Raw genomic sequence first — 26459 nt, 5'->3', positions numbered from 1 at the left:
TTATCCAACTTATTATTTTTTATTTACGTTTTTTTTTACCATCTGATTTAAAGGCATCTTTGACTTTATCAAAAATGTTGCCTTCTTGTTCACTAACTTCTATACCACTTGCTTCAGCAAAATCACGCATTGCTTTGGCTTGTTTCTCAGAAAGGTTTTTAGGTGTAATCACTTGAACTTTAACGTGTTGGTCACCCGTTCCATTCCCACGAAGTTTAGGCGCACCTTTACCTCTTAGACGGAAATTAGTTCCTGTTTGGGTTCCAGCTGGTACTTTTAATTTAATCTTACCATGAACTGTTGGAACTTCAATTTCATCTCCAAGAGCTGCTTGGACAAAACTAATTGGTAAATCGTAATAAATTTCAGAACCATCACGATCAAACAAATCACTTTCCTCAACGCGGAATACGACAAATAAATCGCCATGAGGTCCGCCATTCATACCTGCTTCACCTTGACCTTGTAAACGCATTTGTTGTCCATCTTCAACACCAGCAGGAACGGTTACTTTAACAGTATGGCGTTCTTTCACATGTCCAGCACCATGACAGGTTGGACATTTTTCTTTAATTTCTTGGCCAGTTCCATGACAAACGTCACAAGTTTGGCGTGTCATAACACGACCAAGTGGTGTATTACGCTCAACATTCAATGTACCTGAACCATGACATTTCGAACAAGTTACTGGGTCTGTTCCTGGTTTAGCACCATTCCCATGACACGTTTCACAAGTATCTTCACGGTTATAAGTAATCGATGTTTCTTTCCCAAAAACAGCTTCTTCAAACTTAAGATTTAATGTATATTGTAAGTCATCACCTTGTCTTGGTGCATTTGGATTTTGCGAACGACCGCCGCCACCAAAGAAAGATTCAAAAATATCTTCAAATCCGCCACCAAAACCTGCGCTACTTCCGCCAAAACCACCAAATCCGCCGCCACCGAAACCGCCACCGCCAAAGTTTGGATCTGTACTCGCATGACCGTATTGATCATAGGCTGCACGTTTTTGTGCATCACTAAGAACTTCATAGGCTTCAGCAATTTCTTTAAACTTATCTTCTGCACCAGCTTCTTGGTTAATATCTGGATGATACTTCTTTGAAAGCTTACGATAAGCTTTTTTTATTTCATCGTCACTTGCACCTTTGGCTACACCAAGTGCTTCATAATAATCTCTTTTTGCCATCTAATTCCCTCCATCGTTACGTATGCAAATTAAGTCACATTCGCTACCTCTCGATTATCCTTTAAAAGCATACCACATCCTAGAAGAAAAAGCCAAAAGCATTTTGCCTTGGCTTCTCCCTCCTAGAACATTTAAATTAGTTATAGATTATTTGTCTTCGTCTTTTTCAACTTCTTCAAACTCTGCATCAACTACATCATCTGCACCTGCTTGAGCTGCTTCTGGATTTTCTTCAGCTTGTTGTTGAGCAGCTTGTTCATATAATTTTACTGTCAATGCTTGAACGATTTCATTCAATGCATCGCGTTTTGTTTTCATAGCTTCTAAGTCATTTGCTTCAACAGCAGCTTTCAACTCTTCACGAGCTTCTTCAGCTTTTTTAACTTCATCTGCATCAACTTTTCCTTCTAATTCAGCTAATGTTTTATCAACTGAGAATAACAATTGATCCACATCGTTACGTAAGTCAACTTCTTCTTTACGTGTTTTATCTGCTTCAGCATTCGCTTCGGCATCTTTAACCATGCGTTCGATTTCTTCGTCTGATAAGCCTGATGAAGATTTGATAGTAATTGTTTGTTCTTTTTGAGTACCTAAATCTTTCGCACGAACATTTACAATCCCATTTTTGTCGATATCAAATGATACTTCGATTTGTGGAACACCACGTGGAGCAGCTGGAATATCAGTTAATTGGAAACGACCTAATGTTTTGTTATCTGCAGCCATTGGACGTTCACCTTGTAATACATGCACATCTACAGCAGGTTGGTTATCTGCAGCTGTTGAGAAGACTTGTGATTTACTTGTTGGAATTGTTGTGTTACGGTCAATAAGTTTTGTAAATACGCCACCCATTGTTTCAATTCCTAATGATAATGGTGTTACATCAAGTAAAACGATGTCTTTAACATCTCCAGTAATAACTCCACCTTGAATTGCAGCACCCATTGCTACAACTTCATCTGGGTTTACTGATTTGTTTGGTTCTTGGTTTGTTTCTTTTTTAACAGCTTCAACAACTGCTGGAATACGAGTAGATCCACCAACTAAGATAACTTCATCAATATCAGAAGCTGTTAAACCAGCATCTTTTAATGCTTGACGAACTGGAACTTTTGTACGATCAACTAAGTCATGAGTTAATTCGTCAAATTTAGCACGAGTTAAATTCATTTCTAAGTGTAATGGACCAGCTTCCCCAGCAGTGATAAATGGTAAGCTAATTTGAGTTGAAGTTACACCTGATAAGTCTTTTTTAGCTTTTTCAGCAGCATCTTTCAAACGTTGAACAGCCATTTTATCTTTAGATAAATCGATAGCATTTTCTTTTTTGAATTCAGCTACCATGTAGTCGATGATTTTGTTATCAAAGTCATCTCCACCTAATTTGTTGTCCCCAGCTGTTGCTAGTACATCAAATACACCGTCGCCTAATTCTAAGATAGATACGTCAAAAGTACCGCCACCTAAGTCAAATACTAAAACTTTTTCATCTTTATCTGTTTTGTCTAAACCATATGCTAATGCTGCAGCAGTTGGCTCGTTAACAATACGTTCTACTTCTAAACCAGCAATTTTACCAGCGTCTTTTGTTGCTTGACGTTGTGCATCGTTAAAGTAAGCAGGAACTGTAATAACAGCTTTTTCAACTTTTTCGCCTAAATATTCTTCAGCAAAACCTTTTAGATATTGTAAAATCATTGCTGAGATTTCTTGAGCTGTATATTTTTTGCCTTCCATTTCAATACTGAAACCAGCTTCACCAATGTGGCGTTTTACAGAGCTGATTGTATTTGGATTTGTTACTGCTTGACGTTTAGCTACTTCACCAACTTGGATTTCACCATTTTTAAATGAAACAACTGATGGTGTTGTACGGTTACCTTCTGGATTCGCAATAATTTTTGCTTCTCCGCCTTCTAATACTGCAACTGCAGAGTTTGTAGTTCCTAAGTCAATACCAATAATTTTACTCATAGTTAATTCCCTCTTTACAATTTATTTTTTTTTTCGTTTTTAAACATTTATTGATTCATACTGATTACTCAGTGAATACTTATTTTTTGCCTCTAGCTTTAGTATAAGCCTAATGCTAGAAATTATCTAAAGAAAACCATCGACTACTCAATAATTATTGAGCAACAATCACCATTGCTGGTCGTAATACACGGTCTTTTAATACATAACCTTTTTGTAAAACGGTAACGACAGTATCTGATTCTTGACCTTCTTCAACTGGTTGCGTTTGAACAGCTTGATGGAAATTCGGATCAAAAGCTTCGTTGACAGGATTAATTTCTTCAATCCCTTCATTTTTCAAAGCCGTTCTGAAAGTCGTCATAACCATTTCTAACCCTTTTTTCAAGCCTTCGCTTTCTTCATCACTAACTTGTGATGCCATTGCTCGTTCCAAATTATCAATAACTGGTAAAAGCTCTGTTGCTAAGTTTTGTGCACGATATTTTGCAGCATCTTCACGCTCTTTTTGATTTCTTTTACGGATATTCGCCAATTCAGCTTGTAAACGTAAATAGCGATCTTCCATTTCATCTAAAGCAACTTTAGTTTCAGTTAATTCATCAACTTCAATTAACTCTTCTACTTCAGTGTCTGTTGATTCCTCAACTTCTTCTGTCTTATTTTTTAATTCTTCGTTTAAATCTTGCTTCTCTTCTTTAGCCACATTAAAATCTCCTTTTCATTAGTCTTCCATTGAACGATAGTACTCAATCATCTTTTGCGAAAGTTCATTTCGAAAAACATCAACTAAACCAATCATTTTTGAATAAGGCATGCTCGTTGGTCCTAGTAAAGCAATCATACCTGAACCATGTCCGACTACATCGTAACTAGCTGTAATCAAACTGAAGTCTTGGAATAATTCATTTTGTAATTCTTGCCCAATCTTCACTTCAATTCCTTCATGGCTTTGATTAATTAAACTAGTCAAACTTGTATTTCCATCCATCAGATTGTATATAGATTTAAACTTTTCAACATCCATCGCTTCATTAAAATCAAGAATATTCATTCTACCTCTAACAAAAATGCGATCTTGCGCTGCTCGAGTGATAATATTGTCTACCACATCAATTATGCCAATTGGAGTACGAACATATTTTTGCAGAAGTTGGGGAATATCATTTTTTAATTTCTGATACACCTCAACTAATGGATAACCCACTAATTGATCATTAAAAATACGCACAATTTTTTCCAATTCATACCCATTGATGCTTTTTGGCAAATTAAAAATTTGATTTTCAACATGCCCTTTATCCGTTACTAGAATAACCATTACTTGAAAATCACTTAATGGTACTAAGCGAAATCCAGTTAAGCGACTATCTTTTAGTTCCGGACCTAATGTTATTGCTGTATAACTAGTTAATTGTGAGAGTACCTCAGCTGATTCTGCCACAATCTCATCTAACTCATGGAATTCATTTCCAAAAGAAGATTTGATAATCGCAATATCTTTTGAGGTTACTTTATCAGGATGAACTAAGTGATCCACATAAAACCGATAGCCTTTAATCGATGGAATACGACCTGATGAAGAATGGGTTTTTTGAATAAAACCAAGCTCTTCCAAACGTCCCATTTCATTACGAATGGTAGCAGAACTGTAGTTCAATCCAGCCTCATTCATTAATGTCTTCGATCCGACAGCATTTCCATAATCTGTGTACAATCGAATGATTGTTGTAAGAATTAAAATCTGCCTTTCTGTTAACATTATCTCACCTCTTTTTAGCACTTAACAAGCACGAGTGCTAATACAAGTATTAATTTACCAAATTCCCCCGTACTTGTCAACGATATACTACTAATTTTTTATGATTTTTTTGCTTTTTTTATGTATTTTTCTAAAAATCCAACTAAGTATGTAGCTATTTCTAGGTACTTAGTTGGATTTTTATTTTTTATTAATAGATTATTATTTTATTTTTTTAAAAATGGAAATTGTATGAATCATTTCTCCACTTTTATTACTTTTTGTAGTGCTCCACTTTCAAAAAAGCAACTAAAGTACTGTTTATCAGGGCTTGTTAATAAATGATTTAATATAAAGGGAATATTATCTGGCATGCCTTGGTTTTTTTCTGCAAATATCCAATCAATTTTTTTAAAATCCAAAATCCCTTCACGTGTTCCTTTTGGAGTTGGGTAGTGAAAATCAGCTGGTAATTCTGCTAAGTATAATTCTAATCCACCTCGCAACTCTCCATCTTCATACCAATCCATTTGCCCGCCATAGTGCGCATGATCCAATGAAATGTCGGTTTCTTCTTTAATTTCTCGTAAAGCGCACTCTAATGGGGTTTCTCCAACTTCAATTTTTCCTCCAACACCATTCCAACGCCCCATCCAAGGATTTTTTTGACGATTTAGTAATAGAATTTCATTTTCTTTTTTTAGAAAACACAATGTATATATCTGCACTTTAGAACCTTCTTTCTTTACTATGAATCTTGAGGGAATAAAAAAAATGAGCTTAATAAATAAGGGATTTCGTAATGAATTGTAAGCTTTCTTAAATACGTCACGAGTATTTCTGAAGATGCCATTCCTGCTTGATAATCAAAAAGTTTTCGTTGAAAGGTCAGCTTTTCCTCATTTGTTGCAATTTTTTTGAAATATCCCCAAACATGCTGCACCGCATTGCTAAATGAGCCAATAGTTTGCTCAACGGCTAGTGCTTCTCCCACTAACCGTTTAAAGTCAACATAGCTCTCTACTAGATCGCAACTCTCTTTAAACAATAACCGAATTTGATTATAATGCTGTTGAGAATGGGCCATAACTAAATATTTGAATTGTCCCCACTCTTTTTGTATCTCGTGAATGGTTCTTTTAGATTCTGTCACTAGCGTAAACTCCTAACTTTTTGCGAATGAATTCTGATTCTATTTTACTCTTATTATGTACAAAAACAAACCATCTTATCCAATAAATGGAATAAAATGGTTTTTAATTAACTTAATTTAGCTTTAGCAATCGCTGCTTCTATTTCTGAAAAGGCTGTTCCGCCAGCAGATGTTCGTCTTGCAACGGCAGTATCAGACTCTAGAAAATAATAAATATCTGCTTCTATAATTGGAGCAACTTTTTGATACTCTGCTAGCGATACATCTTGTAAATAAATGCCTTTTTTAGTACATGCTAAAACTAATTTCCCAACAATTTCGTGAGCTTCTCTAAATGGAATCCCTTTTGTAGCTAAATAATCTGCTAATTCAGTCGCATTTGAAAAATCTTTTTGAGTCGCTTTTTTCATTGTGTCTGAATGAAATTGAATTGTAGCAATCATTCCTGTAAAAATGCGTAAACTTTGAAGAACAGTCTCAACTGTGTCGAACATGCCTTCTTTATCTTCTTGTAAATCTTTATTGTAGGCTAACGGTAGGCCTTTTAGGACTGTTAATAAGCTAAATAGATTGCCATAAACTCTACCCGTTTTGCCACGAATCAATTCCGCCATATCAGGATTTTTTTTCTGAGGCATAATCGAACTTCCTGTTGAAAAAGCATCTGTTAATGTAGCAAACTGAAATTCATGACTCGTCCATAAAATAATTTCTTCGCAAAATCTGGAAAGATGCATCATTAAGATACTGCTATTACTTAAAAATTCAAGAATAAAATCTCGATCACTTACCCCATCAAGGCTATTGCTATAAATCTTAGAGAATCCAAGTAAATCAGCGGCATAATGACGATCAATGGGGAAAGTGGTACCAGCTAAAGCTGCACAGCCAAGTGGAGATATATCAATTCGTTTTAGACTTTCCTCTAAACGTTCCAGATCGCGTTTAAACATACTGTGGTAAGCCAATAAATGATGGGCTAATGAGATAGGTTGAGCGTGTTGCAAATGAGTATAACCAGGCATAATTGTTTGAATATTGCTCTCAGCTTTTTCAATTAAGATGTCCAATAAATCATTTACCCCATGAATAATTTCAACTACTTGATTTTTTAAGTACAAGTGCATATCTGTCGCTACTTGATCATTACGACTTCTAGCCGTATGCAGCTTCCCAGCTACTGGGCCAATCTCATCGTGAAGTAACTTTTCCATATTTAAATGGATGTCTTCATTTACACTGGTAAAATGCAATTTATTTTCGGCTAATTTTTCTACTAGTTTATTTAATCCACCAACAATTGTCTCTACCTCTTCTTGTGGAATAATTTTACATTTTCCTAGCATTTGTACGTGAGCTAAACTGCCTAATAAATCTTCTTTGGCAAGTTTCTGATCAAATTCAATGGACGCTCCAAATTGATCTACCCAAGCTTCACTCTTTTCTTCAAATCGACCACCCCATAATTTTTCGCTCATTTACGTATGCACCTCCATTAACTTTTTTACTTTTTTAGAACTTCTGCACTAACTTGAGTTGGTAAACCCCATAATTTAATGAAGCCCACTGCTGCTTCTTGATCAAATGTGTCCGCCGATGTATAGGTTGCCAGTTCTTCATCATACAGAGAGTTTGGTGATTTTCTACCTTCAACAATCGCATGACCTTTAAATAGTTTTACCCGTACAATTCCATTTACATATTGCTGCGTTGTTTTTAAAAAGGCTACTAAAGCTTCTGTTAGAGGGTTAAACCATAAGCCATTATAAATCATTTCAGTAATTTTTTGCTCAATCAGAGGTTTAAAATGTGCAATATCACGAACAAAGGTTAAATCTTCTAATTCTTTGTGTGCAGTAATTAAGGTAACTGCGCCTGGCGCTTCATAAACTTCACGGGATTTGATTCCGACTAAACGGTTTTCAATATGGTCAATCCGGCCAATTCCATGTTTGCCTGCTAACGTATTTAATTGAATAATTAATTCAGATAATGACAAAGATACTCCGTTCAAAGCCACCGGAACGCCAGCTATAAATTCGATTTCAATTGTATCAGGTGTATCAGGTGTTGTTTCTAAACTATTCGTTAATTCATACGCAACTTCTGGTGGTGCAATCCACGGGTTTTCTAAAATACCACATTCATTACTTCTCCCCCATAGATTTTGATCAATTGAAAAGGGATTATCTAAATCAATTGGAACTGGTATCTCATGTTTTTGAGCATAAGCAATTTCTTCTTCCCGTGACCATTTCCATTCACGGACAGGGGCAATAACTTTCATCGATGGAGCCAGAGAATGAATGGAAACTTCAAAACGTACTTGGTCATTTCCTTTGCCAGTACAACCATGGGCAATAGCTGTTGCCCCTTCTTTTTCTGCGACTTCCACTAATTTTTTCGCAATCAAAGGACGAGAAAGAGCAGAAATCAATGGGTATTTCCCTTCATAATAAGCATGAGCTTGTAGAGCGATTAAAGCAAAATCATTGGCAAATTCTTCTTTAGCATCAATGGTATATGAAGCGGATGCTCCCATCGTTAAAGCTTTTTCTTTAATAAAATCAAGATTTTTTCTTTCACCGACATCTAAACAACATGCTATTACATCATAACCTTCTTCTAGTAACCATTTGATGGCCACTGAGGTATCTAATCCGCCAGAATAAGCTAATACAATTTTTTCCTTTGTCATCCTTGTTCTCCCCTTTTCTACATTTCCTTAAAGTTAATCTGGTTGTATCATAACATTAAAGAAAAATTAAAACAAGATTAAAAACGGATTTTTATACAATTATTTGTATTTAAAACACTATATACAGCTTTTTTATGTATATTAATATATTTTATGCAAAATAAAAAGAGTTGAGACAATTGCCTCAACTCTTTTTATCAGTTAATTACTTAATCCCAGTATCCTTCATGAACAGCGGCAGCTTCCATTTCAACACTTGGAAAAGGTCCAATAATTTGGATATCTTTTTGACCACGAGCAATAATTTCACTACTAGGTAAATTAAATGTTGGGTTTTGATCATTATCGCCTGTTAGCTCTAAAAGACGCTTTTCAGTCATGGCAAAAACAATAGTTCCAATGTTCCCCCAGTAAATAGCTCCTGTACACATTGCACATGGTTCAGCTGTTGTGTATAAGGTACATTCCCATAAAAAGTCTTTATCATATTTTTGTGATGCACGGGCTGCTAAAGACGTTTCTGCGTGCCCAGTACAAATATGTTCTGTGATCTCAATGTTTTCTTGTTCAAGCAAAATGCTTCCTTCTGCATCCACTAACAATGCTCCAAAAGGGGTATTTCCATTGTCTCTTGCACTTTGTGATAGTTCAATACACCGTTTTAAGTAAAACTCATGGCTCTCTCTTGTCAATATAATCATCCTTTCCTCATTTATTTATTTTTTCCATCGCTCAATAAGAACGCTTGAAAAACTTCGTTGCCTAGAAATTTCCCTCTAGGAGTTAAACGTAACCACTGTTGGCTGACTTCTAACAAACCAGCTTCAACTAATTCCTCAATCGTTTCTTGATAGATATCAAAAACAGAAACTTGAAATTTGTCGAAAAAGTGTTCAATGCTCACACCTTGCAACTTGCGCAAACCTAAGAATAATTCTTCTTCTATTTTTTCCTCAAGTGATAATTTTTGGTTTCTTAAAACTGGCAATTTATGCTCTCTTAAAGGTTTTAAATATTGTTGGATTGGACCATTATTTTGGTAACGATGTCCACCTAAATAGCCATGAGCACCAGCACCAAAACCATAATATTTTTCATTTTTCCAATAAATCAAGTTATGTTTAGACTCATAACCTGGTAAAGCATAGTTACTAATTTCGTATTGCTTACGCCCTTTGTCCGCCATTTGATCAATAGCCATTTGATACATATTAGCCTCAGCATCTTCCGTCGGTAAAGGCAGCTTCCCTTGCCGCATTATATTATAAAAAATCGTCTTGTTCTCTAAAATTAACGAATAGGTAGAATAATGAGGTAAATCTAGCTCTAAAGCTTTTTTTAAACTTGATTCAAAATCAGCCTCAGTTTGACCTGGTAAGCGATAAATAAGGTCAATGCTGATGTTTTCAAAACCGACTTGTCTGGCGTTACTAATAGATTGATAGACATCGGAAACACGGTGGATTCGTCCAATCTTTTTTAGTAAGTCATCATTGAATGATTGAACGCCCATACTTAAACGATTGACTCCATGGTCATGTAAAACTTGTAATTTTTCAACTGACAAATCACCAGGATTCGCTTCAAAAGTAAATTCATTCCCAATTTTAAAAGGTAAATTTTCCTTGATTCCAATTAATAAACGATCTAATTGTTTTTCATTTAATGTTGTTGGAGTCCCACCACCAACATAAATCGTTTCGATTTCGGTTTCTCCTTGTTGTTCCATTGTTAATTTCATTTCCCTAACCAGTAAATCCACGTATTCATCAACTGGTTGACCTTCTAAGAAAACTTTATTAAAATCACAATAAAAACAAATATGCTCACAAAAAGGAATATGAATATATGCTGCAGTCATTTTGCGCGACTCCTTTCAAACAGATTACTTGCTCTCATTGAAAAAAGTAGCAGTATCAATTTCATCTTGCTTTAATTGGGCAATCAATTGTTCAACTGAATCAAATTTCAACTCACTTCGTAAATAGTGATACCAAGCAACTTCAACTTGTTCCCCGTATATATCTTGATTGAAATCTAAAATATAGACTTCGACTGTTAAATCTCGATCGTCACCAAAAGTGACATTGTAGCCAATTGAAGCCATGCCAAGATGCCAATTTTGGCCAACTTTAATTTTAACTGCATAAATGCCTGGTTGCGGCAAACGAACCCCAGAGGTAACTTCAATATTAGCAGTTGGAAAACCTAACAGTCTTCCCCTAGCGTCGCCATGAACCACACGTCCCGGCGTTTGATATGCATAGCCTAATAAGGCATTAACTTTCTCCATTTCACCTTCTGCTAACTTTTCTCTAATTCTAGTCGAACTTATTTTTTTATTATCCGTTGTTTGTTTGTCTACAACTACGACATCAAAGCGTTCCGCCGCATATTCTGGTAAATGAGCCATATCAGCTATTTCTTTTGGTCCATAAGTGTAGTCAAAGCCTGCAACAACAACCTTAGCATGTAAATCAACCATGTACTGATCAACAAAATCTAATGGCGCTAAACTCGCAAAGTGTGACGTAAATTCGATAATGTATAAATAATCGACCCCTAAGTCTTCCATTAAACATTTTTTGCGTTCGATAGTCGATAAATATTTCATTTGTTCTGGATTAATTTTTTGAAAAACAATTGATGGATGCTGATTAAAAGTCATAACAGCTAATTTCAACTTTTTTTCATTTGCTATTTTTTTTGCTCTTTCAATGACTTCTTGATGACCTAAATGAACGCCGTCAAAAAAACCTAACGCTAAGACAACATCCTCATTTGGAATTTGACTTGCTTCGTATGGATGGTGAATGTTGATAACTTTCATAATCAGAATACCCCTTTAGCTTTCTTGATTTCGTAAAACTTTGACTGGTTTTAACAATGTTGGTTTAGTCGGATGAACATCGTAAATACTACAAGCCCTATCTTGATACATGACGACAAAAGGAAAGCTTGCTACATCTTGGTAGTCACTTTTTGCTAAGACTGCTCCATCCTTAACTTTTTCCCAGACATCTTTTGAAATTTCAACTGCCGGTAACTCTTTTAAACCAAACTCTAATGGAAAAAGTTTTTGATCAATTTCGGCTTGATCGACTGCTTCTTGAACTTGAGCGAGAGTCACACAATCACTAGCTTTAAATGTCCCGCTTAAAATCCGAGTTAAATCTGACATATGAGCCGGATAACCTAATGCTTCACCTAAATCAACAGCCAAAGTTCGGACATAGGTGCCCTTGCCACATTCAACTTCAAAGCGCCAAGACACCGTTCCAGCGTTTTCATTAAACACAGGCTCTGATGAACGAATAAATTTTTTGATAGTGGCTTGTCTTTCTGGGCGCTCTACAGTTTCACCGTTTCTAGCATATTCATATAACCGCTTTCCGTTAACTTTAACAGCTGAATACATTGGTGGGACTTGTGTGATTATCCCTTCAAATTTTTTCATTAATTTATCAATTTCTGCTATTGTTGGGACTTCACTAACTTTTTTCGTTTCAACTACTTCACCGCTACTATCTTCTGTAGTTGTTGAAAAACCTAGCGTGATTTCACCAACGTAGGCTTTCCCAGTTTCCATCATATATTCAACAACTTTAGTTGCTCGTCCAACGCAGATTGGCAACACACCGTCTACGTCTGGATCTAAGGTTCCAGTATGTCCAATTTTTTTTGTTTGTAAAATTTTTCTTAGTTTAAAGACACAGTCATGACTTGTCATACCGCGTTCTTTCCACAATGGGAGAATTCCCTCCACAAAGCATCCCTACTTTCTTTTCATAACTTGATAATTATAGCATATTTCTGAGAATCATTAAACTTTTGATTCTTAAAATTCCTTAATGTTCACAGTGATTCAGGTAATTACTATGTCTTTTTCGTGTGAAATTTGTTATTCTTAGTAAGTAGGAAGTTCCTTTTCCTAATTTCCATCTATCTGAGGAGGCAACTTTATGAAAAACATCAAAATTGTAACGGATTCTACCGTTCAATTATCCAAGGAAGAAATAGAAAAATATGACATTACTATTGTTCCCCTAACGGCCATGATTGATAGTACAGTTTATATTGATGAAAAAACAATTACAAAGGAAGAGTTCCTTGAAAAAATGAATGCTGCAACTGAACTCCCAAAAACTTCACAACCAGCTATTGGTTCGTTTGTTGACACTTATCATGATCTAACTGCTGATGGTAGTGATGTATTATCGATTCATGTTACTGAAGTTTTAAGTGGAACTGTTCAAGCGGCGCATCAAGCTTCAAATTTAATTAAAGGGAATGTAACCGTTATAGATTCGAAGTTTATTGATCGGGCAATGGCTTTCCAAGTAATTGCTGCGGCTAAGATGGCACAAAAAGGGCATTCAATAGCTGAGATTTCTGAAAAACTAGATGCTATTCGTAGTAAAACGGATTTATTTATCTGTGTTGTTCATCTAGATAACCTAATTAAAGGCGGCAGAATTGGGCACACAATGGGGAAAATTTCTAATTTCCTGAATATTAAATTAATGCTTCGTCTAACAAAAGATGGTTTGGAACCAGATACAAAAGGTCGGGGTATGCGTTCTATGCAAAAACGAGTCGATAAAATGATTGAAGATATGAAAAAAACTGCTGGGATTAAAGCCATTGGAATTACGCATATTGGTTTAACCCCATTTACTGAAGAGTTGATTGCTAATTTTAAACAGCAATTTCCAAGTGCGGAATACCATATTGCATATGCAAGTCCAAGTATTATGACCCATGCTGGAAAAGATGCTTTTTCGGTTATGTACCTCACTCATTAAAAATTAAATGCAAATAAAGAAAGTTGATGAAATAATATGGTAAAAAAAGTAATGATTATTTTCAATCCCTCATCTGGTAAAAGTCAATCTAAAAAAATTGCACAACAAGTTCAAGATTATTTAGAAGAACAAGATTCAGCTTACCAGGTAAAACAAATGGGAACTAAAAGTGAAACAGATGCCACTAAATTCGCTAAGGAAGCCGCTGAAAATAAATTTGATTTAGTCGTTTCAATTGGTGGTGATGGCACAATCAGTGATGTGGTTTCTGGACTATCGCCTTTTGAACATCGCCCTAAACTAGGAATTATCCCAGCTGGAACGGTTAATAATTTAGCTCGAGTATTAGAAATACCACTTGATATCCCTGCAGCTATTGAAAATTTAGTCACTGGTGATTTAACTCCGCTTGATGTTGGTCAAGTCAATGATTCTTATATGATTAGTACTCTAACCTTAGGAGTTTTAGCTGATGCCGCTTTAGAGGTCAGCCAACAGGAAAAACAAAAATTTGGACCGTTCGCCTTTATTTTTAAAGGGAGTAAAATTCTTGTTCAGCACAAACACTACCACTTAAAAATCCAGCATGATGGCGGAAAATGGCGTGGTTCAGCACAATTATTACTGGTAACGATGACCAATTCAGCTGGCGGATTTCCTTATTTGGATCCCGACGCAGCCGTTGATGATGGTTATTTTCATGTCTTTATCGTTCCAGAATTATCTTTTATTGGCTCTTTACGTTTTTTACCGTATTTTATTAGTGGAAAAGCCAAAAAAATTCCTGATGTGACTTATTTTAAAACAAAAAAAATGACAATTGAAGGAGCAAAAAAGGAAATCCGCTCACGTATAGATGGTGATCCATCTGAAAAATTGCCCTTAAATATGCAAGTTTTAGAAGGACACATTCAAGTTTTAGCTCCTTAATGCAAAAGACAACGCTAAGTTTACCTAGCGTTGTCTTTTTTACTAATAATTAATTTTTGATTGATTTTTAAGTTGATTGCTTCAAATTCTCTAAAAAAATCATTTGTCGCTAGGTGTTTTTCAACCCCTTGAAAGCAATCCTCTGCATTTAAGCCCGTAATATACAAACCACAAGGTAAAAAAGAATAGGGTCTTGATTTCCCATTATCACGATGATCTCTAATTGGATCCCAGTATAGTAAACATTCTACTTTTTTATTTCTTATAAAAAGAGTTTGAAAATACTCTTCACAACTAGTTAATTGTGCGAAATAAATCTTCTCCATTTTTGATAAAAGTACGTTATCATTTAGCTGAGATTCAGTTAGTGTTAAATGATAGATTTCAGTTTCAGCGAAAGGAAAATCCGTAACTTCATAGACATAAGGTAAGGTAAACATAGAAAGAATCAGCGGATCAGTAACTTGCTGTAAGATACTAAATACATTAAATAGTGGTCTGCTATCGCCTTTTTCAATAATCCTAACTTCTTCCCTTTTTAGTACTGGATTACTCTTTTTCATTTCAGTGTAAAAATCTTCCTCAGATAAATCTGCCGGCATATTTTCACGTTCTGCAATGATGCAACGACTTGGATCTAAAATTTTTGATAATTTCAGAGGTTTCTCCGTAGCTAAATAAGAAAAAGGCATCATACTAGTTCCCCTCCTATCCTAATCATTCAGGTTTTAAAACTATTTTTCAATCACTAAAAATTCTTTTTCTCCTAAGTCCAACAATAGTGGATTGGCTTTAACTATATCCCATTTTTCGACGCGGCGTTGTGCTTCTCTCACACCTTCCTCACCCATCCAACATGTATACAGCTCGACTTTATCTGTATCTTCAAAACATTTTTCTAATACATCCATAAAACTAGTTTGTTGAACAGCGTTAACAGCACGTGCTTCATCCATCATTTGTTGGTATTGCGTAATTTGCTCAAAGGTATACTTATCACCAGTATTGGTTTCATTTTCTATTGGTTCCCAGACTGGAAAGTCAGAACATTCATAAACAAATTTTGTGGTGAAATGTTTTTTTATATCTGTTGAGTTAGTCAAATTTAGGATTTCAAATCCTCCAACAATTTCTTTTTCTGTATCAAAAAAAGCAATTTGATCTAAAGTTAAACTATCATCACCAGTCTGGTTTTGTAAATAACTTAGTACCATTTCATCGGTTACACCTTTATCTAAAGTATCCCGAGCAATCATTGCGACAATATTTTCAGCTGGCGGTTCAGCTACTGGCATCTTTTTTTCTGTTCCAATATAAGAATATAAACTCATTTAAACTTAGCCCCTTTTTAATTTATCTCGTATTAGTATAACAAACTTCTAAAGAAATACCTATAGTTAAAAGGCTTATTTGTTTCTAATTTAAGAATACAAAAAAAGAACCAATCACTTTTCAGCAATTGGTTCTTTTTTGTTATTCTTTATTTAAATCACGTAATAACTCATCAATCCGATTTCCGTAAGCTACAGACTCATCGCGCGCAAAACTAAGTTCTGGCGTTTTATAAAGTGTTAAACGTTGACCTAATTCTTTTCTAATTAAACCAGCGGCTTTTTCAAGACCTGCTTGAGCTTTTTCAATATCGCTTGCTTTATCAGATAAGATACTATAATAAATAGTCGCTTGTTGTAAGTCTCCTGTAACACGTACATCTGTAATATTTACATCTTGAACGCGTGGATCACGAACACGTTTTTTTAAAATGTCATTTACTTCTCTTTGGACTTCTTGAGTGACACGACCTAGTCTATGATTTGCCATGATATATCCCTCGCTTTTCCATTAAGATTTTATTTATTTACGTTTAATTTCTACCATTTGGTATGCTTCAATAACATCATCCATTTGAACTTCATTGTAATCTTTAATCATGAAACCAAATTCAAATCCAAGTTTAACTTCCTTAACATCATCTTTAAAGCGTTTCAAACTAGCTAATTCGCCTTCAAAAATAACAATGCTATCACGGATTAAACGAATGCTACTGTTACGTGTGATAAAGCCTTCAGTTACATAACCACCTGCGATTGTTCCAACTTTAGACACTTTGAAGGTCTCACGAACAATTGCTTGCCCAGTGATTTTCTCTTCAAATTCAGGATCTAACATCCCTTTCATTGCTGTTTCAATTTCATCGATAGCATTATAAATAATGCGGTGTAAGCGAATATCAACGGCTTCTTGTTCAGCTTGTTGTTTAGCTTGAGGTGTTGGACGAACGTTAAATCCAATCACAATTGCATTACTTGCTGCAGCTAAAGTAATATCACTTTCATTAATAGCTCCAACTGCCGTATGAATGATTTTAACACGAACGCCTTCAACTTCAATTTTTTGTAAGCTTGCTGCTAAAGCTTCAACAGATCCTTGTACATCTGCTTTGATAATCACGTTAACTTCTTTTAATTCGCCTTCTTGTAAGCTATCAAACAAGTTATCTAATGTTACACGATTCGTAACAGAACGTTGCTCAACAGCAGCACGTTTCGCACGATCTTCACCTGCTGAACGAGCAGTTTTTTCATCTTCAAAGACAACAAAACGATCGCCAGCTTGTGGAGCATTGTTTAATCCAGTAATTTCAACTGGTGCAGCTGGACCGGCTGTTTTCACACGACGACCTGTTTCGTTAGACATTACACGAACCCGACCAAATGTGTTTCCAACAACAATTGGATCTCCAACTTTTAGTGTTCCTTCTTGAACTAATAGCGTTGCAACTGGACCTTTACTCTTATCTAAACGAGCTTCAATTACTGTTCCAATAGCCAAACGAGTTGGGTCAGCTTTTAATTCTTGAACTTCAGCAACTAATAAAATCATTTCAAGTAGTTCTTCTAAGTTTTGTTGGAATTTAGCAGAAATCTCAACAAAAATTGTTTCTCCACCCCATGATTCAGGAACCAATCCATGCTCAGTTAATTCTTGCATCACACGCTCTGGATTTGCACCAGGCTTGTCAACTTTATTAACTGCAACAATAATCGGTACTTCTGCTGCTTTAGCATGGTTAATTGCTTCGACAGTTTGTGGCATAACACCATCATCTGCTGCTACAACTAATACAGTAATATCTGTGATACCTGCTCCACGAGCACGCATCGTTGTAAAGGCCGCATGTCCTGGTGTATCTAAGAATGTGATTGGTTTTCCATCAACATCAATTTGATAAGCTCCAATATGTTGTGTGATTCCGCCTGCTTCTCCTAAACTTACTTTTGTATTACGTAATGAATCTAGAAGTGTTGTTTTACCATGGTCAACGTGACCCATAATTGTAACAACTGGTGGACGAGTAACTAAAGCCTCTTCGTTGGTCTCTTGGTCAAAGTAGACATCTAAATCAGATACATCTAATTCGATTTTCTCTTCAGCTTCAATACCATAATCTGTTGCTAATAATTCAATTGCTTCTTTGCTTAAAGATTGATTTAAAGTAGCCATTACGCCTAATAGGAATAACTTCTTAATAATCTCTGCTGGTTCACGGTAAATCTTTTTAGAAATATCCGCAACTGTCATACCATCAGAATAAACTAATACTTCTGGTAATTCTTTAAATTTACGTGGCACTGGTGGTGCTACTGGTTTTGTTTCGCCACTACGACGTTTTTTCTTTCTGAAATTATTGCGATTGTTATAACCGCCTTGATAGCCACCGCGATTGCCGCCTTGTCCACCACGGTTACCTTGATAACCGCCTTGTCCTCCGCCGCTTCCACGATTTGCTCCTTGAGCATTATTTCCACTTGTTGTTCCTTGGCCTTGAGCCGCTGGACGACTAGTGTTACTTGATTGCCCTTGACTAGTTTTAGCTGCTGGGCGATTTGTGTTGTTTGATTGTCCTTGACCTGTTTTAGCCGCTGGACGGTTTGTGTTGCTTGATTGTCCTTGACCTGTTTTAGCAGCTGGACGATTTGTATTATTTGATTGTCCTTGGCTAGGTTTAGTAGCTGGACGAGTATTTGTTGTTTTATTTTGTGCTGGCTTCCCTGTTTGAGTTGGTTTACCTGCATTTTGTCCACCACTTTGAGCTGGACGCTTCTGATTATCTTCTTTAGAGTTCGTAGTGTTACCCCCTTGTCCACTTGAGTGTGGACGGTCTGATTTTTTAGTATTAGCAGCAACCTTTGTTCCTGCTTCTTTTTTTGTAAAAACTTGATTTAATTTTTGAACTTGATTTTCATCGATAGTAGACATATGATTGCCTAATTCAATTCCCAGTTCTTTTGCTTTTTCAATTACACGCTTACTAGACATATCATGCTCTTTAGCATACTCATGAACACGTTTTTTCCCCATGTAATCACCCTCCAATTATATTGATAATAACTCACGAAATTTCTTTGCGAAGCCTTTATCGATAATCGTACAAATGGTCCGTTCTTTCCCAATCGCATGGCTCAATTCCATTTTTGTGAAATGAACTGCTACAAGGACTTCATAATGCTGACCTTTATCGGATATTTTTTTTCGTGTATTTTCACTTGCATCCACTGCTACAATGACTAATTTAGCAGTGCCATTTCTGATTTCTTTCAAACTTAAGTCTTCTCCAGAGACGAGCTTTCCGGCACGCTGCGCCATTCCAAGAAGATTAAGCACCTTTTGATCATTATTCATAAACTCATCCGTGCTTTCTGATGGGTTACATAATCCAATAATTCTTGGTAAAATTCATCGTTAATGGTTGCTTCTAAATGACGATCAAGGACATGTTTGTCCCAAGCCGTTTGAACAACTGTCGGTTCAATAGAAACATAAGCTCCACGTCCAGGCATTTTTCCAGTTGGATCAATGGCGACAACGCCTTCTTTGTTTCTAACAATTCGAATCATTTCTTTCTTAGGCTTCATCTCGTTAGTTACAACACATTTACGCATTGGTACTTTTCGCTTTTGCATCTAAACAACCTCCTGCTTACTCGTCGACTCCGTCTTGTTCTTCTGCTAATTCGATTAACTCTTCTGCATCTTCTGGATTTAAAATATCTTCTTCTGTTTCAGAATCCAATTCTGAAACTTCACGAGACTCTTCTAAATCTTCTATGCTTTCAAGAACTTCTTCAGCATCATTTTCAGCTTCAACTGCCATATTTTCTTCTACAGCCTCAACATACTCAGCAACCGTCTCTAAATCAGTTTCTTCTTTTACTTCTGCTAATGCAGCCATATCAGATTCTGATTTAATATCGATTTTAAAGCCAGTTAATTTGGCAGCTAATCGCGCATTTTGACCACGTTTCCCAATAGCAAGTGACAATTGATAATCTGGAACTACAACTACACAACTTCCTTGTGCTTCGTTAAAGGTTACATCAACTACTTGTGCTGGGTTCAATGCATTTGCAATATAAGTTGCTGGATTTTCATTCCATTCAACAATATCCATGTTTTCGCCTTTCAATTCATTGACAATGGCTTGAACACGTTGACCTTTAGGACCTACGCAGGTTCCGACAGGATCAATATTAGCATCTCTTGACATAACAGCTACTTTAGCACGATCGCCAGCTTCACGAGCGATAGAGACAATTTCAACTGTTCCATCATAAATTTCAGGAACTTCTTGCTCGAATAAACGTTTTAATAAATCTGGATGACTACGGCTAACAAAAATTTGTGGGCCTTTTGAAGTATTTTCTACTTTAGTCACATAAACTTTAATACGATCATGGGCTTTATAGGTTTCATTTGGAATTTGTTCTTGCTTAGATAGAACAGCCTCAATCTTGCCAAGGTTTACATAAATGTAACGATTGTCTTGACGTTCAACAATTCCTTGCATGATATCATTCTCATAAGCGACAAACTCATTATAAATAATACTGCGTTCAGCTTCACGAACACGTTGCATAATGACTTGTTTAGCTGTCTGTGCAGCAATACGTCCAAAGTCTTTAGGAGTTACTTCAAAACGGATTTTATCGCCAATTTCATATGCTTTGTTGAGCTCTAAAGCATCTTCAATACTCACTTCTAAACGAGAATCAAAAACAACTTCAACGACTTCTTTAACGGCATAAACGTGGATATTTCCCTTTTTCATATCAAACTCGACTTCAACATTTTGCGCTTGACTATAATTCCGTTTGTAAGCAGAAACTAAGGCAGCCTCCAACGCTTCAATCACGATTTCTTTTGCAATACCTTTTTCTGTTTCTAAAGCATCAAGAGCATTTAACATTTCTTTGCTCATAATTCACTTCTCTCCTATCTACGTATCATAAATTTAAAACTTGATCGCTAACCTTGCTTTCGCAATTTTCTTGCGATCGAATTCCATCTTTTTCTCTCTAGTTTTTATTCGAATTGTTAAAATCAAACTGTCTTCATTCACTTCTTCTAAAGTGCCTTCATACATTTTTTCGCCATCAACAGGTTCATACAATGAAATATTCACATAAGAACCAACTGCATTTTGATAATCCTGTTCTTTCTTCAAAGGTCTTTCTGCTCCTGGAGAAGAAACTTCTAAGAAATACGCTTGAGGGATTGGATCTGGATTAATAGCATCCATTTTTTCACTAATCTTTTCACTCACTAACGCACAGTCTTCAATGTCAATTCCACCGGGCTTATCAATGTACATTCTTAAAAACCAACTTTTACCTTCTTTTACAAATTCCACGTCAACCAATTCAAAATTAAATTCGTCAACGATTGGTTGAACAATAGTCTTGACCGTATCAACCACATTACTCAATCTCATCGCCTCCTTTAGACACTTTTCACCTGACTGCCGAAAAAGAGTGAGCGTCGCCGCTCACTCTCTACAGGATATCTAAATACATTAACTATAATACCACGTTTTTACAGTGTTTGCAACTAAAGTCAGGTAGTTTATCGAATCATTTTGTGGTGTAATAAAGGTTTTACTATCAAATAAAAAAACTCAACTTTCTTAGTTAATTTAATTACAAAATTATTTAGTGCTATTTGTCCATATTTTTTTTGCCATGGGTGTATTTATTCTGTTTAATGAATCCTTTCAAGATGCTTTATAAGAACTTTTAAAAGATACTTATTATCACTATCAAGTACCTTACATTTTTGTTATAAGATTGTTAGATACTCCAATGGTAGATTGTTTTTAATGCTGATAAAATGAATGTTGAGGTGACAAAAACACGCCACATGAAACCTCCTTATTTTTCATTAACAGACTAAACTGGATTAAAAAAATTAGTGTCAGGAGGAACGTTTATGGATCAAGATTTTTTATTTATGTGTGGGATTATTGTCTTTTTCACAGGTGCTTTTTCATTAAGTTTATCAGGAATGTGCTACCGTTGGCGTGCTTTTCTAAATAAAAAAGCCTGGGATGGTTTAACATTGCCCTTTCTCTACTTTGGTTTGCCACTAGTTAGTATTGGATTAATTCTCATTTATTTCTATTATCCATACTAAAAATAAAAATAGGAACAAAGCCTATAATTCGGCTTGTTCCTATTTTTTTACATCATATCAAATAAAGATAATTGATTTTCATCTGGTAAGTCTTTCAAAACATTGTTCTCAGTCATATACTCAATCAATGTTTTAGAAACTTTACCACGCTTCGCTAAATCTTCTTTAGATAAGAATTTCTTCTCTTCACGGGCAATACAAATTTGCTTCGCCACATTGGCTCCCAAACTTGGTACTGCTCTGAAAGGAGCAATTAAAGCGTTGCCTTCGATAATAAAATCATTTGCATCTGATTTATATAGATCAATCATTTTAATTTCAAAGCCACGTTCAACCATTTCATTACAAATTTCTAGTATTGTTAGTAAATTCTTTTCTTTGGTTGAGGCATCAAGGCCCTTATCATTTATTTCTTTCATTTTAGCTTTTAACGCTTCTTTTCCTTGGCTCATTGCGACTAAATCAAAATCAGCTGCACGAACTGATAGAAACGCTGCATAGTAAAGAATTGGGAAATGGACTTTATAATATGCCACTCGCAAAGCCATTAGAACGTATGCTGCCGCATGGGCTTTAGGGAACATATACTTAATTTTCAAGCAAGAATCAATATACCAAGTTGGTATTTTTTCATCTCGCATTGATTTTTGCCAATCTTCTGGAATTCCTTTACCTTTACGCACACTTTCCATGATTTTAAAGGCTAATCCATCATCTAAACCATTATGAATCAAGTAGACCATAATATCATCCCGACAACCAATTACTTGAGAAAGCGGAATATCTTTTGTTCGGATTAGCTCTTCGGCATTCCCTAACCAAACATCGGTACCATGTGATAACCCAGAGATTTGGAGTAACTCTGCAAAGGTAGTTGGCTTCGTTTGTTCCAACATCCCTCGAACAAATCTTGTTCCAAACTCAGGAATGCCAAGCGTTCCAGTATTTGATTCAATTTGCTTAGGAGTCACACCTAAGATTTCAGTCCCACCAAAAATTTGCATTACATCCGGATCGTCTGTTGGAATCGTTTTTGGATCGATCCCTGATAAATCTTGTAGCATCCGAATCACAGTTGGATCATCGTGACCTAGAATATCAAGTTTTAAAACATTATCGTGAATGGAATGGAAATCAAAATGTGTTGTTTTCCACTCAGAATCTTGGGCATCTGCCGGAAATTGAATCGGTGTGAAATCATAGACATCCATATAATCAGGAATAACAATAATTCCCCCAGGATGCTGTCCAGTTGTTCGTTTCACGCCTGTTGAGCCTTTAGCTAAGCGATCAACTTCAGCTGCTCGGAAATTTAAATTCATATCTCGTTCATAGCCTTTTACAAAACCATAGGCGGTTCGATCGGCAACCGTTCCAATTGTACCAGCCCGGAACACATAATCTTCACCAAATAAAACTTTGGTATAATCATGGGCTTTAGCTTGATAATCACCCGAAAAGTTTAAATCAATATCGGGGACTTTATCGCCGTGAAATCCTAAGAAGGTTTCAAAGGGAATATCATGACCGTCTTTAAACAAACGAGCACCACATTTTGGACAAGCTTTTTCTGGCAAGTCATATCCTGAACCAACGGAGCCATCTTCGAAAAACTCAGAATATTGACATTCTGGACAACGATAATGAGGTGGCATTGGATTTACTTCGGTAATTCCCGTCATTGTTGCAACAAAACTGGACCCAACGGAACCACGTGACCCAACCAAATAGCCCTCGCTGACACTTTTGTGTACTAGTTTTTGGGAAATTAAATAAATTACGGAGAAACCATTTCCAATAATACTTTTTAATTCTTTTTCAATCCGTTTTTCAACTATTTCGGGAAGCACTTCGCCATATAATCGATGAGCTTCATCATAACTTAATTTTCTAATTTCATCTTCAGAACCTTCAATTTTAGGTGTATATAAATCTGTTTTAACTGGCGTAATATCATCTGCGACTAAATCTGCAACTTTGTGCGTGTTTTCCACGACGATTCGCTCAGCCATTTCTTTCCCTAAAAAGCTAAATTCTTTTAGCATCTCATCAGTTGTCCTAAAATGAACTTCTGGCAAAATACTACGATTAAGCGGATTAGCACCACCTTGAGAATGAATCAAAATCTTGCGATAAGTGGAGTCTTCTGGATTTAAATAATGAACATTTCCAGTTGCCACTACTAACTTACCTAATTCATCACCCATTCGTACCATATTTCGAATAATTTCTTCTAAATCTTTTTCACTTTTTACTAGTTCACGCTCAATTAATGGTGCATAGACTGGTTTAGGCATGACTTCTAAATAGTCATAAAATTTGGCACGATTTTTTGCTTCATCGTAGCCTTTCTGCATCATTGCTTCAAAAACTTCGCCTGAGCTACATGCAGATCCAACAATAAGTCCTTCACGATATTCAGTTAGTTTTGACCTTGGAATTCGTGGTGTCCGATAAAAATAATTGACCATTGACATCGAAACAAGTTTGAATAAATTTTTCAATCCGTCTTGGGTTGTCGCTATAATAGTGGCGTGGAAAGGTCGCGCTCGTTTATAGGAATCCCCTTCACCAATGTGCATATTTAATTCATCATGATAATGCATATCATGTTCTTCTCTAGCTTCTTTAATAAATATCCAGCATAATTGACCCGTTGATTCCGAATCATAAATGGCTCTGTGATGCTGTTCTAAATTTACACCATAGCGTTTTGCTAACGTATTTAAACGATGACTTTTTAATTGCGGATGTAAGAAACGTGACATTTCTAACGTATCAATAACTGGGTTTTCGGCTTCTGCTATGTCATATTTGCCATAGCTTGTATTTAAGAATCCCATATCAAAACTAGCATTATGGGCTACTAAAATATCATCACCAGAAAACTCTTTAAACAGGCGTAAAACTTCTTCTTCAGATTTTGAGCCACGAACCATATCATCAGTAATTCCTGTTAAATTAATGGTTGTTTGGGACAACGGGTGACCTGGATCAATAAACTGTTCAAAAGTTTCAATAATATTGCCTTTATACATTTTTACTGCAGCCAATTCAATAATCGTATCATAGACTGCCGAAAGACCGGTTGTCTCCACATCAAAAACAACATAGGTTGCTTCGCTTAAGGCAATATGTTTTGGATTATAGGCAATTGGAACACCATCATCGACAATATTCGCTTCAATACCATATAAAATCTTAACCCCATTTTTCTTCCCGGCATGATAAGCATCTGGAAAAGATTGTGCGCCACTATGATCTGTAATAGCTACTGCTGGATGTCCCCATTTAGCTGCTTGTTCAACTAAATCGGTAATATTGTTTGTTGCATCCATTTGGCTCATATTGCTGTGCAAATGGAGTTCAACTCGTTTTTTATCTTCATCAGCTTTATCTTTTCTTAACTCTCGACTGACTTCGGTGATATCTCGTGCGCTCATTACTAAATCACGCATAAAGTTATCTTCTTGTACGGCTCCTCTAGCTCGAACCCACATGCCTTTTTTCAAAGCTGCAAAGACAGCCTCATCTTCTGGCGAATTCGAAAACATTTTAACCGCAAAAGATGAAGTGTAGTCCGTAATTTTTAAAATTAAGATTTGGCGTTCGGAACGCAATACTCGCACTTCTACATCAAAGACATATCCTTCAATTGTCACACGACGTTCTTCTTCAATAATTTCAGCCATTGGCTTAATTTCTTCTTTATCATTGATTGCTCTTCCTAAGACTAATTTTCCTTTTGGAAGATTGGCAACTTTATTGTCACCGCCATTACGTTTTCTTTCTTCTTCAGCTTTTTGTAAATTATCCGCTGCACGTTCAGCTAAAAGTTGCTCGGCTTCTTCTTTTTTAGCTTTAAATTCAGCCAATTTCGCAGTATTCGCTTCTTCATCAATCACAGGTTCAATCCTAAATTTAGGAAAACCGAGTTTTTGATAGTGCTCTTCAACTGGAGGCAGGTACTGATTCGTCAAATGACCTTTAACTACTTCATTTTCAACATAAAGTTGCACTTTTTTTAGATTCAGAACAGGTAACTGTTGGCGAAATAGTTGATTGATAATTGGTGAAGAAACACCACTACGCTTAACCGCTTCTGGCCAATAATGTTCTAATTTTTCAATCGTTAATTCTGGATTTTCGGTTTCAATAGAAAAAGAAATTGCGGCTATCGAACGAAAAGCAATCTGCAATTTCTCTGAAAAATTTTGGTAGATTTCAAATGGCAAAATATCTTGAAAATAAAAATCAAAATGCCATAACTTTGACTGTTTATGCACTGTTACTTTACGTATACTCGCTTTTTCAAAATAAGGTTGGTAGTCTAATTCTTGATGCAAATTAATTTGCTCCAATAATTTTTGAAATAATTCTTCTTGACTTAAACTCATAGGATACCCCTTTCGTCATAATTCTTTGACGGTATTTCCTGCTTTACACTTGAAAAAAGGCACACTTCCTAAAAAGGTGCCTTCTGATTTTACT

24 protein-coding genes are annotated in these 26459 nt (G+C 35.9%); 3 read left to right on the top strand and 21 right to left on the bottom strand.

Annotated elements, in window-relative coordinates; genetic code table 11:
- Positions 1 to 19: 19 nt before the first annotated feature.
- The 12 genes from dnaJ to truB form a co-directional block, all read right to left on the bottom strand.
- Positions 20 to 1192 carry a molecular chaperone DnaJ gene (gene dnaJ / locus BR77_RS02135; protein WP_010053120.1) on the bottom strand — a complete coding sequence of 391 codons (1173 nt, stop codon included), beginning with the start codon at positions 1190 to 1192 and terminating at the stop codon, positions 20 to 22.
- Positions 1193 to 1339: 147 nt separating this feature from the next.
- A complete protein-coding gene (gene dnaK, locus BR77_RS02130) occupies positions 1340 to 3172 on the bottom strand; it encodes a molecular chaperone DnaK (protein WP_010053117.1) in 1833 nt (610 codons plus the stop codon).
- Between the two features lie 154 nt (positions 3173 to 3326).
- Entirely contained in the window at positions 3327 to 3878 is a 552-nt protein-coding gene (gene grpE / locus BR77_RS02125; protein WP_010053115.1) for a nucleotide exchange factor GrpE, read from the bottom strand.
- A gap of 18 nt (positions 3879 to 3896) precedes the next feature.
- Complete coding sequence (hrcA, locus tag BR77_RS02120) at positions 3897 to 4934, bottom strand: heat-inducible transcriptional repressor HrcA (RefSeq protein WP_010053113.1); 1038 nt, start codon at positions 4932 to 4934, stop codon at positions 3897 to 3899.
- A gap of 236 nt (positions 4935 to 5170) precedes the next feature.
- Positions 5171 to 5641 carry an NUDIX hydrolase gene (locus BR77_RS02115; RefSeq protein WP_015076567.1) on the bottom strand — a complete coding sequence of 157 codons (471 nt, stop codon included), beginning with the start codon at positions 5639 to 5641 and terminating at the stop codon, positions 5171 to 5173.
- Between the two features lie 20 nt (positions 5642 to 5661).
- Complete coding sequence (locus BR77_RS02110) at positions 5662 to 6066, bottom strand: YbgA family protein (protein WP_015076568.1); 405 nt, start codon at positions 6064 to 6066, stop codon at positions 5662 to 5664.
- A gap of 107 nt (positions 6067 to 6173) precedes the next feature.
- Positions 6174 to 7544 carry an argininosuccinate lyase gene (gene argH, locus BR77_RS02105; protein WP_015076569.1) on the bottom strand — a complete coding sequence of 457 codons (1371 nt, stop codon included), beginning with the start codon at positions 7542 to 7544 and terminating at the stop codon, positions 6174 to 6176.
- A gap of 26 nt (positions 7545 to 7570) precedes the next feature.
- Positions 7571 to 8764 carry an argininosuccinate synthase gene (locus BR77_RS02100; protein WP_015076570.1) on the bottom strand — a complete coding sequence of 398 codons (1194 nt, stop codon included), beginning with the start codon at positions 8762 to 8764 and terminating at the stop codon, positions 7571 to 7573.
- Positions 8765 to 8973: 209 nt separating this feature from the next.
- Positions 8974 to 9465: a nucleoside deaminase gene (locus tag BR77_RS02095; RefSeq protein ID WP_015076571.1), complete on the bottom strand. Its 492-nt coding sequence runs from the start codon at positions 9463 to 9465 to the stop codon at positions 8974 to 8976.
- Positions 9466 to 9476: 11 nt separating this feature from the next.
- The gene (hemW, locus tag BR77_RS02090) at positions 9477 to 10625 is read right to left on the bottom strand and encodes a radical SAM family heme chaperone HemW (RefSeq protein WP_035063796.1); all 1149 of its coding nucleotides are present in this window, start codon (positions 10623 to 10625) and stop codon (positions 9477 to 9479) included.
- A 24-nt stretch (positions 10626 to 10649) separates the two neighbouring features.
- Complete coding sequence (gene ribF / locus BR77_RS02085; RefSeq protein WP_015076573.1) at positions 10650 to 11594, bottom strand: riboflavin biosynthesis protein RibF; 945 nt, start codon at positions 11592 to 11594, stop codon at positions 10650 to 10652.
- Positions 11595 to 11609: 15 nt separating this feature from the next.
- Positions 11610 to 12530 carry a tRNA pseudouridine(55) synthase TruB gene (truB, locus tag BR77_RS02080; protein WP_051120431.1) on the bottom strand — a complete coding sequence of 307 codons (921 nt, stop codon included), beginning with the start codon at positions 12528 to 12530 and terminating at the stop codon, positions 11610 to 11612.
- 196 nt (positions 12531 to 12726) lie between these two features.
- On the opposite strand from truB, the gene BR77_RS02075 reads away from it, so the two are divergent.
- Positions 12727 to 13569 carry a DegV family protein gene (locus tag BR77_RS02075; protein ID WP_015076575.1) on the top strand — a complete coding sequence of 281 codons (843 nt, stop codon included), beginning with the start codon at positions 12727 to 12729 and terminating at the stop codon, positions 13567 to 13569.
- Positions 13570 to 13605: 36 nt separating this feature from the next.
- Complete coding sequence (locus BR77_RS02070; RefSeq protein ID WP_035063794.1) at positions 13606 to 14499, top strand: diacylglycerol/lipid kinase family protein; 894 nt, start codon at positions 13606 to 13608, stop codon at positions 14497 to 14499.
- 20 nt (positions 14500 to 14519) lie between these two features.
- On the opposite strand, the gene BR77_RS02065 is transcribed toward BR77_RS02070, so the two are convergent.
- The 8 genes from BR77_RS02065 to rimP all read right to left on the bottom strand — a co-directional run bounded on the left by BR77_RS02065 (position 14520) and on the right by rimP (position 21264).
- On the bottom strand, positions 14520 to 15194 hold the full coding sequence (locus tag BR77_RS02065; RefSeq protein ID WP_035063792.1) for a hypothetical protein: 675 nt from the start codon (positions 15192 to 15194) through the stop codon (positions 14520 to 14522).
- Between the two features lie 39 nt (positions 15195 to 15233).
- Positions 15234 to 15830 (bottom strand): hypothetical protein, encoded by a 597-nt coding sequence (locus BR77_RS02060; protein ID WP_015076581.1) that lies wholly within the window; start codon positions 15828 to 15830, stop codon positions 15234 to 15236.
- 142 nt (positions 15831 to 15972) lie between these two features.
- On the bottom strand, positions 15973 to 16320 hold the full coding sequence (gene rbfA, locus BR77_RS02055) for a 30S ribosome-binding factor RbfA (protein WP_010053093.1): 348 nt from the start codon (positions 16318 to 16320) through the stop codon (positions 15973 to 15975).
- 33 nt (positions 16321 to 16353) lie between these two features.
- The gene (infB, locus tag BR77_RS02050; protein WP_010053092.1) at positions 16354 to 18861 is read right to left on the bottom strand and encodes a translation initiation factor IF-2; all 2508 of its coding nucleotides are present in this window, start codon (positions 18859 to 18861) and stop codon (positions 16354 to 16356) included.
- A gap of 15 nt (positions 18862 to 18876) precedes the next feature.
- Positions 18877 to 19182 carry a YlxQ-related RNA-binding protein gene (locus BR77_RS02045; protein ID WP_010053090.1) on the bottom strand — a complete coding sequence of 102 codons (306 nt, stop codon included), beginning with the start codon at positions 19180 to 19182 and terminating at the stop codon, positions 18877 to 18879.
- Positions 19179 to 19463 (bottom strand): RNase P modulator RnpM, encoded by a 285-nt coding sequence (rnpM, locus tag BR77_RS02040; RefSeq protein WP_010053089.1) that lies wholly within the window; start codon positions 19461 to 19463, stop codon positions 19179 to 19181. The genes BR77_RS02045 and rnpM overlap by 4 nt, the downstream gene beginning before the upstream one ends.
- Positions 19464 to 19479: 16 nt before the next feature.
- The gene (gene nusA / locus BR77_RS02035; RefSeq protein ID WP_010053088.1) at positions 19480 to 20757 is read right to left on the bottom strand and encodes a transcription termination factor NusA; all 1278 of its coding nucleotides are present in this window, start codon (positions 20755 to 20757) and stop codon (positions 19480 to 19482) included.
- A 33-nt stretch (positions 20758 to 20790) separates the two neighbouring features.
- On the bottom strand, positions 20791 to 21264 hold the full coding sequence (gene rimP / locus BR77_RS02030; RefSeq protein WP_010053087.1) for a ribosome maturation factor RimP: 474 nt from the start codon (positions 21262 to 21264) through the stop codon (positions 20791 to 20793).
- A gap of 500 nt (positions 21265 to 21764) precedes the next feature.
- On the opposite strand from rimP, the gene BR77_RS02025 reads away from it, so the two are divergent.
- Positions 21765 to 21968, top strand: a complete 204-nt coding sequence (locus BR77_RS02025; protein ID WP_015076583.1) for a hypothetical protein — start codon at positions 21765 to 21767, stop codon at positions 21966 to 21968.
- A gap of 47 nt (positions 21969 to 22015) precedes the next feature.
- Here BR77_RS02025 and BR77_RS02020 read toward each other — a convergent pair whose 3' ends face one another.
- Positions 22016 to 26365 (bottom strand): PolC-type DNA polymerase III, encoded by a 4350-nt coding sequence (locus BR77_RS02020; RefSeq protein WP_010053084.1) that lies wholly within the window; start codon positions 26363 to 26365, stop codon positions 22016 to 22018.
- Positions 26366 to 26459 lie beyond the last annotated feature (94 nt).

The organism is Carnobacterium maltaromaticum DSM 20342 (genome assembly GCF_000744945.1).
Taxonomy (GTDB): domain Bacteria; phylum Bacillota; class Bacilli; order Lactobacillales; family Carnobacteriaceae; genus Carnobacterium; species Carnobacterium maltaromaticum.
This window is presented reverse-complemented; position numbering and strand designations above follow the sequence as displayed.